The sequence below is a fragment of the Paenibacillus sp. FSL H7-0331 genome (assembly GCF_001956045.1).
This window is the reverse complement of sequence record NZ_MRTH01000010.1, coordinates 88,535-103,254: the sequence shown is the minus strand read 5'-3', so window position 1 is coordinate 103,254 and position 14,720 is coordinate 88,535. Positions and strand designations below refer to the sequence as shown.

Below are 14,720 nucleotides of genomic sequence, written 5' to 3'. Positions count from 1 at the left end.
TGACATGGAGGGTAGTTTTCATGTATACTAGAAGATAAGCACAGAATCATTCCTGACTAATACTGATAGGAGAGGATGTCGCCATGTTAATTGTTTATTGGAATTGCTTACTATTTGGTATTGCCTTTGCCGTGATAACGCTTGTGATTGGAGAAGTGATTGGTCACTGGCTGGATAGCGCTGCGGCTGCGCTGCATCTGGATCATTTTGACTTTATGCAGCCCATTGTGATCGTTGGAGGCATCACTACATTTGGCGCGGCAGGTATTATTTTTCACAAATACACGCTGCTTGATGTCACACTTATAGCTATTTTGGCGGTGCTTATTGCACTTGTGCTGTCGGCTGCAATTTACATTTTTTTCGTGCGCAATATGAGCAAGGCCGAGCACTCTATCGGACATTCGGTCGGTGATTTGGTCGGCAAGGCAGCCGAGGTTTCGGTTACGATTCCGACGCTGGGCTATGGAGAAATCATTATTCATACGAACTCCGGCATATCTAATTATCCGGCTGTCAGCTTTGAGGGCTTGCAAATTATGCAGGGCCAGAAAGTAGTGATCGTTGAGTTAAGAGGCCGCGATTTTGCGGTAAGTGAGCTTAATATTTAAACCCTACTAAAAAAACGTAAAAGGTGGGATTTCTTTGACGCAATTGACTACTAACTATGAATACTTAACGATTCCTGTATTATTGATTGCTGTTCTGGTTATACTCGGATTGGCCTTTTGGTCACGGTATAAAACGGTCAGTCCAGATAAAGCGATGATCATCACCGGTTCTTTTTTAGGCTCCAAAAATGTAATGAATGATGAAACAGACCGTAAATTAAAAATCATTCGTGGTGGCGGCGCATTCATCCTCCCCGTATTCCAGCAGGCACAGTTTATTTCGCTTTTGTCCCACAAACTGGATATTGCGACTCCTGAGGTATATACGGAGCAGGGGGTACCTGTACTCGCTAACGGTGTTGCAATTATCAAGGTTGGTGGATCGATCGAGGATGTTGCTACTGCTACCGAGCAATTTCTCGGCAAAAGTGATGAGGAGCTGCGTGGTGAAGCGCAAGAGGTGCTGGAGGGCCACCTTCGGGCGATTCTCGGCAGTATGACGGTTGAGGATATTTATAAAAATCGTGATATATTTGCTCAAAAGGTTCAGGAGGTTTCGGCCATCGATCTTCGTAAAATGGGCTTGCAAATCGTTTCCTTTACGATCAAGGATTTGCGCGACAATAACGGATATCTGGACGCATTGGGTAAACCGCGGATTGCTGCTGTGAAGCGTGATGCGGATATTGCCCAGGCCCAAGCGTCCCGGGATGCGCGAATTCAAAAGGCAAATGCCGAGGAGCAGAGCCAGAAGGCCGAGCTTGCGCGCGACACGAACATTGCTGAATCCGAGAAGGATAAGCAGCTGAAGATTGCTTCATTTAAGAAGGAGCAGGATGTAGCGAAGGCCGAGGCCGATCAGGCTTATGGCATACAGGAAGCCAAGTCGAAGCAAATTATCGTAGAAGAGCAAATGAAGGTTGAGCTTGTTCGCAAAGAACGGGAAATCGATCTGGAAACCAAGGAAATATTGCGCCGCGAGAAGCAATATGATTCCGAGGTCAAGAAGAAAGCGGATGCGGATCGTTATGCGATCGAGCAAGCAGCAGAAGCGGATAAGTCCCGTCGTATGCGTGAAGCCGATGCAAGACAGTATCAGATTGAGGCAGAAGCGAGAGCCAACGCGGAGCAGGTACGTATTTCTGGGATTGCCATCGCAGAAGCGGGCTTGGCGAAGGGTAATTCCGAAGCTAATGTTGAGCGGGCCAAAGGTACCGCACAAGCGGAGGTCATTCGTCTTCAAGGGTTTGCGGAAGCAGAAGCCAAGGAAAAGCTTGCTGAAGCCTACGCCAAGTTCGGTGAAGCAGCGATTCTGGATATCATTGTCAAGATGCTGCCTGAGCTGGCTGCCAAAATTGCCGAGCCGATGTCTCATATCGATAAGCTGACCATTGTAGATGCCGGTGGCAACGGTGGCGGCGCCACAAAGATTAGCAAATATGTAACCGAGTTGATGGCAACAGCACCAGATATGCTCAAAAGCGTATCGGGTATCGATTTGGAGGAGCTCGTCAAAGGGCTGACCAATCGGTTGGGAGGCGTGGGCGCACCTGACAAACAACAGATCGTGTCCACTCCTGCTGAGCATCACAAAGTCATTCCTCTGGAACAGATCGTTGTACCGACAGAGGGGAAATAAACGAAATCAGGCAGCAGCCTTCCGGCCGTCACAGACGCTCGGAAGGCTTTTTTGCGGTTATACGGAAAAGTGTCGACTGGCCGATTGAGTCCATGAGGAGCGGAAGCTACGCGCCTGTTTTAATCACGGGCGCGGCTCCCTGCAGTTGATGAAGAGGAGCTGCCCACATGAGTAGAATAGCAAAGCTTCGCTTACGACCGTTCTGTTTTAAATTACCGTCAGGAGCTATATAATGAGGGAACAAGAGTCATTCCCGCTTGCAATTATCGGTAGGGCTCTTTCCAAGGAGGAGAAGCTACGTTGCTATCAGATCAAGTCGAACAATTTTTGAATTTATCATCCCGGCTGCGCCCCGCTTATATTCCGAGTCTGGGAAGCCATCAAGAGGCAGCCGTCAGCATTGGGGATATCCTCCCGGAGGTACCCACACTGCTAATGACATTGTACGGTAGAGTGGCCGGCACCCGCAGAGAGATAGAAGACCAGACCCTGATGGATTTTATACCCGGCTATCGGCTTATTCATCTTGAAGAATACGAGCAGGAAATGCAGCAGCTATCCGAATTATTGCTCAACAGGCATAAGGAGCCAGGCGAGATCGTACTGCCTTTGTTAACGAACTATGCGAGTGACTATATTTGCTACCGTAGGTCTGTTGAGGGTGTTGAACAAATATGTGATTTGTTATTGGCTGATCATGACGATCTGGAAGTTATTCATGCTTCACCCGAAAAGTTCATGGAAACCCTGTGTGCCTTTTATGAGCAGCAGGTATACTATTTGGATGATGAGGGATATCTCGATTATGATTTGGTAAGGGAAGGCGAGGTAGGAGCGGCTCTGAATCCTGATGTGGCGTATTGGTCATCATGAGGGATAAGCTCAAGGATCGAATAGGATGTTGTACACGGTATTAGGCGGCTAGTTAAAATGGATAGAGTATTCAGGAAACCCTGATATCTATCCATTTTGGTTATCGTTTATTTCCCAGCTCAGTGCTCTTGTCCATTGAACCGTTAACAGGGGTTTCTTCTGCGATGTTGTCGTCTGAAGGCTTATTCACTTCTTTCAGCTTTTCTGTCGTTGACTGTGTCATTTCGCCGATTCGCTTTTCAATATCAGAAATTCCCTTGTTCAAATTCGATAACTTCTCGCGCTTGCCTGTTGCAGGAAGATTAGATAAAGATCGAGCCTCATCCGCTTTAATTTCATTTTTCAAAATCCGTGTTTCGCCTTGCATATTGTTTTTCTGCGCAGACATTCTTTCAATTTGATCCAGATTTCCAGCCAGGCTCGCAATGTTATGCAGCTGTTCAGCCTGTACCTCATTATCTGTTTTCGTTTCAGCAGCGACTGCCTTTGTAGGTTTCTTGCTTTCTTCATCCAGTCCTAATGCCTTTTGCTGATCGTCTATTTGTTGTTGACTAATTTGTTGATCCAATAAACGGAGCTGCTGATCGAGTTCCTTAATCTGGTCCTTGATCGTATCTAATTGACCGCCGTCTTTCAAGGTTTTTTCCACTAATTTATTTTTGTTCTCCAGCAGGTTTTCCTTTTGTTTCATTAACGCTTCAATCATTGCATTTTTTTTGAATGTATCGTTTTTGGCAAACATGTTACGTGCCCCTTCACTAATAGACACGGAGTCTGCTTTGTCAGCTTTCTTAATGGACATACTGCTGTCTATTGCTTTTATCCCGGCGTAAGGGCTCTGGGTTATAGCTCGTGATGAAAAAGAAACTTGCATGTATTCACTCCTTTCTCCTAAATATAGGTAAATGATGGGCGTTATAATTCCACCTAAATGATATATCGGTTACAAATCAAAATTGTGTATATATAGCTCTTCATAGGTCGGATTGTTTGACTTTAAATTACATTTATTTCCATAATGTGTTCATACCATGATTTCTTATTTGCGCTTTCTTCGGCACTTGAGATAAAACTAGCACTACATTTAACAAATCAACAGACGAGCCCAGAGCATTAAGGATAATGAGGAAAATAAGTAATGGATTCAAATATCCCATGGCCCCTAACAGTAGAGGCAGAACTATCGAAATGAGCACGAATGGCGCGAGAGATACGATCAAATAACGCATGCGAGACATAATTTCCTCTGTAAATACAAATCCACCGAAAACTTGAATACCAATTCCCGTGTGCTTGGATTTCATAAAGCTTGGAATCAGGCTGAGATGGATCAGCTCATGGATCAGTAGGAGCACGAAAATAGAAAGGATATACAGGATATTAATATTAAAGCTTATCCCACCACCTTGAAACCCATAATCCTCTAAACTCACTGGTACAAATATCCTCGTTAGCATCAGCGTTAGGAAGCCTCCTACAAGCATAAAAGGAACCGATAATAAAATCGCAACGGGCAGGGATTTGGGTTCTTTTAACTGTACCCAATGCTCGGAAATGAGCCGAGCTTGTTTATCTGGGTCAGCTTTCGGTAATTGAAAAGTGATCTTCATGCTTGCTAACCCCCTGTTATGGTGAATACACGAATTAAATGCCTTCCTGCAGCATCGGTTCGTACATCATAATGGCATGATTTTCAGTAATCATTTCATCATCAATAAGTTCATGATCAATATTGTACACTTTCCTGGATATGCGGTTATGTCTGACATAACCACCCCAATACTCGTGGGTTATCCAGTGTTCCTTTTCATAGATTTCATATGTTTGGGTTGGTGGGATATCTGACTTCCATTCCCCAACCAAATGGGTATCCGTCAAGTAAATAACCAATTGATAAGTATGATTGGTTTCATTCTTGACTTGCAGGTCAAGGTAGTTATAAGCACAAGTGGCTCCACTTCCGAAGGGCTGGCTTCGATTGGAATCGGGGAATACATCGTAGCTATGTCGATATCGCTCCGTGACGGTTAATGGTGAATGTAAGGTCATCCAGTATATGAGATTGGATAATTGACATAAGCCTCCCCCGACGCCTGTCGTAACCTTTCCATAAAACAAAATCATGCCATCCACATAACCTTTTCTGCGGGTTGTATTTCCAATTAAACGCCAATATGAAAAGGTTTCGCCCGGCTTTATAAGCAGTTTATTGAGTGTCTGTGAAGCAATGATAAGATTCTTTATTTTATTATGCTGCAGCCACATATCCACATCTTTTAATTCACGAAGTAAGGGAGTCTTATGTTTGAAAATTGTATATGGCAAAAGTGTATTTTGTTTGGCTGCAGCGTATTTTTTTCTACCGACATACCATTCCAGATAACGCTTGCAGCGATAATACTTCTTACCCAAATAAATTCTAAAGGGACTTCTTGTTATTGGCTTCAAAGATTTCATCCTTTTTTTACCTCCTTACACCCGGGAATACTGCATAGTAGAAACTCGAACAAGTCTGAACATAAAAAAGATGAGTAGCGCAAAAAGGGTAGGTCCCACTTTACGTTACTCATCAAGTTGACTTTCGGGAGCTTTCAAAAAAACGCGTGCCTTCCTTAAGGAGGGAGGCCAAACCTGTATTACTTGCTCGATCTACGTTAACGTGTTTACTCGGCAGCTACTTTTTCTAAATCCTGTACGCCGCGGAAGATGGATTCAAACAGCTCTTCCAGGTTAACTTCCTCGATGCATGAGAAGGCAACACGCAGGTCGGTTTCACCCAGAGCAATCGTACCAATCCCGTATTCGTTCAGCAGGTGAACACGAAGCGTTTCGGCATCGACGGTTTTCAGCTTAAGGCACATAAAGTAGCCGGAGTTGAACGGGTAATAGTCCCAGCTTCCGTTATATTTGCCTGTGTCGAGAATGCTTTTCACTTTGTTGGCGCGGCCCTTCATGATGGCGGCTTTTTCCTGCTTTTGTTCTTTAAATTCAGGAGCGTTCAAAGCATGCAGCACGAAGGTTTGGGATGGATGCGGTCCGCTGGAAATCGTAGCACGGATGATCCCGAGTGTTTTTTGCTCCAACGCAGCCAGCATAGGATCGCTCAGTCCGGCATAGGTGATGAAGCCTACACGGAAGCCCCAGACGAATTCTTCCTTGGTCGCACCATCAATCTTGATCGATAATACACGTGGATGTAGACCAGCCAGTTGACCAGCCAACGATTCCTGCATCGAATCTTCAAAGAATAGACCGAAGTAAGCATCATCAGTAACAGCTACAACATTGATCCCAGCTTCCGCAGCTTCCTTGATGACAGCGACGATTTGCTTGCCTTCCTCGGCACCTGGTGTATAACCAGTTGGATTGTTAGGGAAGTTCAATAGTACGACCGCTTTGCCCTTATCCTTTTGAGAGAGTAAAGCTTCACGCAAGCCCTCTGCATTAAAGCGGCGCTCGCTGTTGTATAATGGGTAGTTCAAGATTTGGGCACCACGGCGAATCCCGAAGGTCAGCTCGTAGTTCTCCCAATTTTTATCAGGAATGATGACCGTATCGCCAGCCTCGGTAAACAAATCTGCGACGATGCTTAAACCATGAGTAAGTGCATTGGTGACGACCGGGTTGCCCAGGCCTTTATCGGATAAGGAAGGGTTCTCTTCAAGCATTTTTTTACGCCATGCGGTACGCAGCTCTGGCTTACCAGCTGGAGGTGCGTACTCATAAAGATCCTTCGGATTGTATGCGGATAATGTATCCTGAATAACCTTGAGATGCATCGGCTTCCCGTTTTCAAGAGCGGTTCCGATCGTAGCATTAAAGGTTGTTGCTTTTACCTTGGCTTCAGCAGATTGGCTCAAAATGCCTACCTTTGGAAAATAGATTTCTTTTCCGAGATTCGAAAGCATTTCATACACATGCGTATTTTCATTCGCAATCGTATTGTTGAGCTGTTGAGCAAGAGGGTTCATTGAAGTTTCATCCTTCCGTCTTCCATATGGAGTTGCCTAATTAGTTCGGCAACATTATACCATTTTAAGGACGATGAGTCACGGTTTGATTTGAAGGCTTGAGTTTGAATCTATACACTTGTAGGTTCAAAAGAACAGCAACTGCTTACTCGAATATTTCATATTCACGTACTTTTCGCTGCCCATATGCTGCAGCGGGAGCAGCGTCAATATGTGGTGCTGCTTCTCCGGCTTCGACCATCCGGCGGATCAACGTTTCGCGAAGCTGATCAGCAACCTTGCGATGGGATTCCATTCCGGCCAGATTGGTAAGCTCATACGGATCTGCATAGAGATCATACAGGAACTCCTCGACATATCGGTCAGAGGAAGCGGTAAGGACGGGATCGCTTTTGATTGCGGAAGTGACACTGTATTTCCAGCGCTGCGTACGGATAGCCCGCGCTGTCTGCGACTCGCTGATTTGCACAAATACTTCAGCGGGCCATTCGGCGTGACGGTTATTCAGCAGTGGAACGACGGATCGGCCCTGCATATGGTCAGGAACCTCGATACCTGCTGCATCCAGCAGCGTAGGTACAAAATCGACGAGACTGACAAGCTCCCTTACGCTACCACCGCCTGTGAATTGCGAGCCGTACAAGGCACTGGGTACCCGGATGGAGCTCTCATGGCAGGAACGCTTGTACTCGGCATTACGCGTCTTGAAATGCGAGCCGTGGTCGGACGTGAACAAAATGATCGTATCCTCAGTCAGATGTAAGCTGCGCAGCGCATCTCTTACCCTGCCGAGCGCCTCATCGAGCCGTTTGACCATTCCATAGTAGCCGCCCAGATGCTGATGGGCGGTTCCACCGAGCGCAGCCAGATCGGGCGGTACCCACCGGGAGGTATACATATCCCGGTACACATCAGGTGCCGGATAGTCGTCTCGGTGATTCTGATGATGCGGCTCCAGGTACGAGAGAAACAGGAAGAAAGGCTTGTCCTTACGGTCGTCGATATAGCGGATGGCTGCGTCTGTTAATGCGTCTACGCGATAGCCTGGCAGCTTGACGGGCTGGCAATCATTGTCGTAGAGCAAGGTTTCATAAGCATCTGAGGTATGCTCCAGGGCATCGGCTGCAAGCCAATATTGATAACCGCCGCGCAGATGCTCAGGCACCGGCTGGTCGCGGGTTACGGCGAGATGCCATTTGCCGATGTAGCCAGTGTCGTAACCGGCATCGTTAAAATAACCAGCAATCGTAGGCAGCTCCTGAGGGAGCGGGATGCCATTCCGGTAGCAGCCCGTTTCGGTGGCGTACAAGCCGGTTTGCAGGCATGACCGCGCCGGTCCGCAGACCGGCTGGCAGGTGAAGGCATGCTCCAGGTGGGTTCCCTGACGGGCCATCTGATCGAAATTTGGGGTCAGTCCGAGCGGGTTTCCATGAACGCCGGTCGTATCCCAGCGCTGCTGGTCGGTAAAAAACACGATGACATTGGGCTGCTTGCGCTGTGTCTTTGCGGAATTGCGCATCATTAATCACTCCTTATCACTTCATATCTAATACCCATGTTAAGCTCAAAACGTTAACCTTTCAATCCGGTTGTGGAAATTCCATCCACAAAATGCTTTTGAGCAATAAAGAAGACGATCACGCAGGGAAGAATCGTAACGACGGACATCGCCATAACCTGATTCCAGTGGACAGCCCCTTCGTTATCCAGCACCATCCGCAGTCCCAGCGCGACCGTAAATTTGGATACACTGTTGATATAGATCAGGGCATTAAAGAACTCATTCCAGGTCCAGATAAATTGGAAAATGCATACCGAGAACAGCGCGGGCTTGGCTAACGGCACGAGCACCCGTGTCAAAATCCGGAACGAACCACAGCCATCAATAAAGGCGGCCTCATCGAGATCGCGGGGAATCCCACGGAAAAACTGAATCAGTAAATAGACGAAAAACGCGTGAACGGCCAGCAGGGCAGGTACATAAAAGGGCAAATACGTATTCAGCCAGCCGAAATTTTTGAATAAAATATAACGCGGTATCATAATAACGGCATCAGGCAGCATCAACGTGGACATCATCAGCCCAAACAGCAGCTTTTTGAGCGGAAATTTGAAGCGGGCAAACCCGTAGGCGACGATGGTGCTGGACACTGCAGTGAGGATCACGACTGGAACGACCATAATGAACGTATTGGTGAAAAATGTGCTGAAGCTGTTTTTGCCAATTCCGGTCCAACCCTTGCTGTAGGAATCCCAGACAAATGTCGAGGGAAGAAGCCCAACCGTGGAGAATACCTCCTGATTCGGTTTGAATGAAGCGAATACGAGCCACAGCAGTGGATAAATAAAAAGCAGTCCAAATAATGACAAGAGAATTATGGTCCAGAGGTTGTTTTGACGTGTCATTTATCATCGCCCCCGTCTTCATAATGCGTCCAGCGGTTGGACGTTTTCAGCAAAATAAACGTGAATGTCATAATAATAATGAACAAGATCCAGGACAGGGCGGAGGCATAACCCATTTTAAAATAGTGAAACGCGTTATCGTACAGCATCAGTCCATACAAATAAGTCGATTTTACCGGACCACCGCCTGTAATGACGAAAGCCGCCGTAAACTGCTGGAAGGCTCCAATCGTCTGCATAATCAAATTGAATAATATAATCGGTGTCAGCAGGGGCAGAGTCACGCTGAAGAAGGTGCGAGCTTTGGAGGCTCCATCGACCTTGGCAGCTTCATACAATTCCTTGGGAACTTGCTTCAGTCCTGCAAGAAACAATACCATCGAGGAACCAAATTCCCAGACTGGAAGCAGCGTAATGGTGAATAAAGCCAGCTTGGGGTCGCCCAGCCAGTCGATGGGAGGTATCGATAAGTACGACATCAGCTGATTGACCAGCCCTTCGCGCATAAACAGAAATTTCCACAGGACGGATACAGCAATACTGCCGCCAAGAATAGAGGGAAGGTAATAGACGGTACGGAATATGCCGATACCTTTCATCGATCTGTTCAAAATAATCGCAACCAGCAGTGCGAAGGCGAGCTTGGCGGGAACAGCCATCAGGACGTAGAGAAAGGTGACCCATAACGATTTATAGAAATCACGGTCGTTCGTAAAAATGTCAATATAGTTAGTGAAGCCAACGAAGCTTGGCGGTCGGATCATGTTATAGTCCGTGAATGAGTAATACAATGATGCGAAGAAGGGGTAAAGCGTCAGGATGATAAACCCTATAAGCCAGGGGCTGATATATAACAAGCCGACATATTTTTTGCTCAGTGTTCCCATAAGTTCACTCCTGTCTGTATTCGACATAAGACGACAAACGGGAGGTGCAGCCTGCCGCTCCTCCCGTTGTTTCGAGGCTACCCCGAAGTCATCCCATTCGATTTGATCTGTCCAAGCCTGTTATTTAATCGCTTTTAATTTATCGTTCAGCCTTTTGATGATTTCCTGAGCTGCGGCATCCGGAGTTGTACGTCCGAACGCGACCTGCTGCATATAATCCTCTACGAGCTTGATCAGCTCCTGATTGCTGCTGATTCCGTTGAGCGGCTCGCCCGGCTTTTCCAACGCGATCTTGACCGCTTTGGCTACAGTTGGATCAACCAGCTGCTTCTCGACGAGTGCCTGCGAATTTTTCTCGACAGCCGGAATGCTGTAGGTATCACGAAGAATCAGTGCTGCTTCCGGATCGGTCAACAGCCAGCCAGCGAACTTGGCGGCTTCTTCCGGGAATTTGCTGCTTTTATTAATCGCCAGTGGATTACTTGGGTTAACCAGCACACCTGAATCCTTGGCGTTTTGCGGAACTGGATACATACTGACGTCGATTTGCGGGATAAATGATTTCAGCTTTGTAATGGTCGAAGACAGTCCGAATGCAATCCCGATGTTGCCTTTTTGCCACGTAATATTTTGCGTAATTTCCGGGTACAGGCTGCTTTCTGCCACAGGCTGCAAGACACCGTCATCCAACAGCTTCTTGTAATACGTCAGCGCTTCCGCCAAAGTAGCCTGGTCAAAGCCGAGTGTTTTATCCGTATTGATCCACTGCTTCCCGGTTTTTTGCTTCACATAAGGCTGCAGGAAGCCGCGGACGTCCAGCATCGAGAGCAAGTAAGCATTAGCATCCTGCTGATGCACCTTTTTACCGAATTCATGTAGATTATCCCAATCCCACTTGGTATCCTCGGGAATATTGAACTTTTTGAAAAATTCCTTGTTGTACGCCGTAACCATGCCGTTGATCCCCATTGGAAGTCCGACCATTTTGTTATTAAACACGACATATTTGTTAAGGAAATCGCTGTTGAAGGCACTGAGATTCAGATTGTCCTTTTGCGTATTCAAATCCATTACCAGATCACCTTTAACGGCAATTTCATCGATCCAGTCAAACGACAGTGGTGTTAAATCGGGTGCGGTACCGCCAGCGAACTGTGTGACCAGCTTTTGGTAATAACCGTCAAAGCCGCCATACTCGGCTTCAATCGTCACATTCGGATGCTTGCTCATGTACAAGCTGATCGCTTCCAGTATCGCTTTATGACGGCCCTCGGAGCCCCACCATGCAAAGCGAAGCGATACCTTGCCTGCCGGCTTTACGCCTCCATCTGCCTGTGAAGCGGTTCCTCCGCCACCTGTGCTGCAGCCTGTAAATACGACAAACAGCAAGGAGCAGATGCAGACCATTTGAATCCATTTCATCGTGTGTTTCAAAATTAATCCCCCTTGATTATCATTTAATAGTATAAAATATAAAGCCAATGCACTAGAATGAAAAGGCATACAGATTTGTTTTAGGTATCATTATTCACATATTTGGACGAAAAGGTATCATTATTTGCGCTTATCGTTTCTAAGGCGTATTTTTGTTAAAACAGGGGGTTTTCAACCGATGTACAAGCTGGTATTGGTCGATGACGAGGTGGAGATCAGGAACGGGCTTACGCAGTATTTTCCATGGAATGAGATTGGCTTTGATGTCGTAGGCGTATTTGAAAATGGAAAAAAAGCTTTAACCTATATAGATACCCACGCCGTTGATGTGCTGCTGTGTGATATCCGCATGCCGGTCATGACCGGGCTTGAATTAGCGCAGGAGCTGCACAGCCGTCAAAGTAAAATCAAAATTACGCTGTTAAGCGGCTACAAGGATTTTGAATATGCCAAGCAGGCGTTATCCTACGATATCAAGGGCTATATCGTCAAGCCGACCAAATATAATGAGCTGTATGAGCATTTTTCGAAGCTGAAGCAGGAGCTCGATAAGGCGGACGAGGAGCAGCATGGCAGACATGGCAATGATGACAACAGCACGTTTAACGAAAAAGTTATCGCAGCGATCCGCACGTATGTGGAGCAGAACTACAAGCACGCAACACTCGAGGAGGCCGCGTCGCTCGTCAGAATGAATTCTTACTATGTTAGCCGTTATTTCAAGGAAAAAACCGGACAAAACTTTTCCGATTATGTAGCGGAGGTTAAGATGAGCAAGGCTGCTGAGCTGTTGAAGGATATTCGTTACAAGACGTATGAAATCAGCGAAATGGTCGGCTACAGCCATGCCAAAAACTTTACACGCACCTTTAAAAAGCACTTTGGCATGAATCCGCGTGAATTTAGAAACAGCCGTGAAGATGAAAGAGGCTAGCAATGAGAAAAAAGTTTTTTTTGAAAAACCTGCTGCTGTTTCTCGTCCCGCTGCTGATTCCGATTCTGATCCTGGGTACGCTTTCTATTGTTATTACCCAGCGGTATATTCAAGGGGAAATCAACAAAAATAATCTGAATTTGTTCAACCAGATCGACCGCAATATTGAACTGATTTTTAATGAAATCGATTCGCTCAGCATCAGTCTTGGCAATCCGGAGGTTCTGTACAGGCTGGAGGACATTTTGCAGACACAAACCTTAACGCTGGAAAATCTGAGACTGATGAAAATATCGCAAAATTATATTAATGCCCCGGTTACGGCCAAGCCCTTTATAGAATCGATCTATGTGTATGTGAATAATGATCACAATCAATTCCTTGCCAACGGCGTGGGCTTGACGAATTTCAGCGAATTTCATGATGTATCGTGGAGGGACAGCTTTAATAATAATCAAAATAAAACCGACGTCTGGACGGAGCCGCGGGAAATTCAGCGTTATTCGTTTGAAGCACCGATTCCGGTTACAACTGTTTATAAAAACCTGTTTTCTACCGTACAAAATGAGCCCAACGGTGTCATCGTGTTGAATATTTATACCAACTATATCGAGAAGCTGCTGGAAAATATCGTTACCTACCCAGATCAGCATATTTTGGTGGTGGACGGGAATAACCGCGTTATTTTTAAAAATCGCCGGCTTGATGAATTGAAGCCTTTTGATCTGAAAGAAATCCTGCTGTCGGATACCTCCTTTACCTTAAATACGAACGAGGGGGCGTATTTGATCTCGCAGCTGCATTCAAGCAAATACGGCTGGAGATACATCTCGATCACACAGGGGCAAGGGCTGACGCCTATACCATTTCAGCTCAGTACGCTTTCACTCTCTCTGGTACTGTTGTCTTTCATTCTGGGGCTGCTTTTAACCTACTTTTTGACTCGGCGCAATGTGAACCATATCCGCAATATTATTACGATTATCGATTACGCGGACCGTGGAATTCCACTACCCGCTACCTCGTCTGCGAGCGGAATTGATGAGTATGATTTTATCACGCAAAAAATTATTAAAAATTTCATTGAGCAAAATTACCTGCAGGTGCAGCTGTCCGAGAAAAAGTATAAGCTTCAGGCTGCCGAGCTGCTCGCGCTGCAATCGCAGATCAATCCGCATTTTTTGTTCAACACGCTGGAGACAATTTATTGGAAGGTTGTCGGGTTGACGGGAAAGCCGAATGAAGCGAATCAGATGCTTGAATATTTGTCCGATCTGCTGAAATATGCGCTGGATACGCCTAATAGAATCGTGACGCTGGAAAAGGAAATTATTTATACAAAAAACTATATTTCGATTCAGAAAATCCGCTACCGCGACCAGTTTGATGTGATCTGGGAGTATGACGATGAGGATATTAAAAGATACAGTACTGTCAAGCTGCTGCTGCAGCCGTTGATCGAGAACTCAATCTATCACGGAATAAAAGTGAAGGAGGGCCAGAGCTGTATCAAAATAAAAATCAACCGATTTGAATCCTACATTCGCATCGCCGTTATAGATAATGGAATCGGGATGAGCCGGGAGCGCTTGCTGGAGGTCAATCAGATGTTGGGTTTGGAGGAGCAGGCCATCGAGGAGGTCGAGCATATCGGACTTGTCAACACGAATAAACGGATCCAGCTAACCTACGGTATGAAGCAAGGAGTTCGCATTCAAAGCAAGCCAGGGGTTGGAACGGTTGTTTCCGTATGTATTCCTTATTAGAAAAGAGGTGACCAAGTCCCGCGGCACCCTTACTATTTGGTCGTAAGCAAGCGTTAGTATGGATGCTGTGGCGGGAGGAAGCAATTTATGATACCATAGACAGGTATGCGGCTAACTGTCCGTACAAGAAAATGAAACGTTTTAATATTGAGGTATCGATGAATGACCTCAATCCAGTACCTATTTTCGAGGAGGCAAT

13 protein-coding genes are annotated in these 14,720 nt (G+C 46.2%); 5 read left to right on the top strand and 8 right to left on the bottom strand.

Features of this window, described 5'->3' with window-relative positions:
- The first annotated feature begins 83 nt into the window (after positions 1-83).
- The 3 genes from BK127_RS16535 to BK127_RS16525 all read left to right on the top strand — a co-directional run bounded on the left by BK127_RS16535 (position 84) and on the right by BK127_RS16525 (position 3,123).
- The gene (locus BK127_RS16535) at positions 84-611 is read left to right on the top strand and encodes an NfeD family membrane protein (protein ID WP_076232124.1); all 528 of its coding nucleotides are present in this window, start codon (positions 84-86) and stop codon (positions 609-611) included.
- A 34-nt stretch (positions 612-645) separates the two neighbouring features.
- Positions 646-2,250: a flotillin lipid rafts scaffold protein FloT gene (locus BK127_RS16530; RefSeq protein ID WP_372237358.1), complete on the top strand. Its 1,605-nt coding sequence runs from the start codon at positions 646-648 to the stop codon at positions 2,248-2,250.
- A gap of 300 nt (positions 2,251-2,550) precedes the next feature.
- Positions 2,551-3,123 (top strand): hypothetical protein, encoded by a 573-nt coding sequence (locus BK127_RS16525; protein WP_076232122.1) that lies wholly within the window; start codon positions 2,551-2,553, stop codon positions 3,121-3,123.
- Positions 3,124-3,223: 100 nt separating this feature from the next.
- Here BK127_RS16525 and BK127_RS16520 read toward each other — a convergent pair whose 3' ends face one another.
- The 8 genes from BK127_RS16520 to BK127_RS16485 form a co-directional block, all read right to left on the bottom strand.
- Complete coding sequence (locus BK127_RS16520) at positions 3,224-3,997, bottom strand: hypothetical protein (protein WP_076232120.1); 774 nt, start codon at positions 3,995-3,997, stop codon at positions 3,224-3,226.
- A gap of 133 nt (positions 3,998-4,130) precedes the next feature.
- Positions 4,131-4,733, bottom strand: a complete 603-nt coding sequence (locus BK127_RS16515) for a DUF3267 domain-containing protein (protein ID WP_076232117.1) — start codon at positions 4,731-4,733, stop codon at positions 4,131-4,133.
- 34 nt (positions 4,734-4,767) lie between these two features.
- Positions 4,768-5,580, bottom strand: coding sequence for a VanW family protein (locus BK127_RS16510; protein ID WP_076232114.1), 813 nt, complete (start codon positions 5,578-5,580; stop codon positions 4,768-4,770).
- A gap of 206 nt (positions 5,581-5,786) precedes the next feature.
- Positions 5,787-7,094, bottom strand: coding sequence for an aminotransferase class I/II-fold pyridoxal phosphate-dependent enzyme (locus tag BK127_RS16505; protein ID WP_076232111.1), 1,308 nt, complete (start codon positions 7,092-7,094; stop codon positions 5,787-5,789).
- A gap of 145 nt (positions 7,095-7,239) precedes the next feature.
- Positions 7,240-8,613, bottom strand: a complete 1,374-nt coding sequence (locus tag BK127_RS16500; protein WP_076232109.1) for a sulfatase family protein — start codon at positions 8,611-8,613, stop codon at positions 7,240-7,242.
- Between the two features lie 53 nt (positions 8,614-8,666).
- Positions 8,667-9,500, bottom strand: coding sequence for a carbohydrate ABC transporter permease (locus tag BK127_RS16495; protein ID WP_076232106.1), 834 nt, complete (start codon positions 9,498-9,500; stop codon positions 8,667-8,669).
- Positions 9,497-10,387 (bottom strand): carbohydrate ABC transporter permease, encoded by an 891-nt coding sequence (locus tag BK127_RS16490; RefSeq protein WP_083689365.1) that lies wholly within the window; start codon positions 10,385-10,387, stop codon positions 9,497-9,499. Before BK127_RS16490 ends, BK127_RS16495 begins: the two co-directional genes overlap by 4 nt.
- Before the next feature lie 120 nt (positions 10,388-10,507).
- Entirely contained in the window at positions 10,508-11,821 is a 1,314-nt protein-coding gene (locus tag BK127_RS16485) for an ABC transporter substrate-binding protein (protein ID WP_076232101.1), read from the bottom strand.
- Between the two features lie 178 nt (positions 11,822-11,999).
- On the opposite strand from BK127_RS16485, the gene BK127_RS16480 reads away from it, so the two are divergent.
- Positions 12,000-12,755: a response regulator transcription factor gene (locus BK127_RS16480; protein WP_076232098.1), complete on the top strand. Its 756-nt coding sequence runs from the start codon at positions 12,000-12,002 to the stop codon at positions 12,753-12,755.
- A 2-nt stretch (positions 12,756-12,757) separates the two neighbouring features.
- Positions 12,758-14,521: a sensor histidine kinase gene (locus BK127_RS16475; protein ID WP_076232096.1), complete on the top strand. Its 1,764-nt coding sequence runs from the start codon at positions 12,758-12,760 to the stop codon at positions 14,519-14,521.
- Positions 14,522-14,720 lie beyond the last annotated feature (199 nt).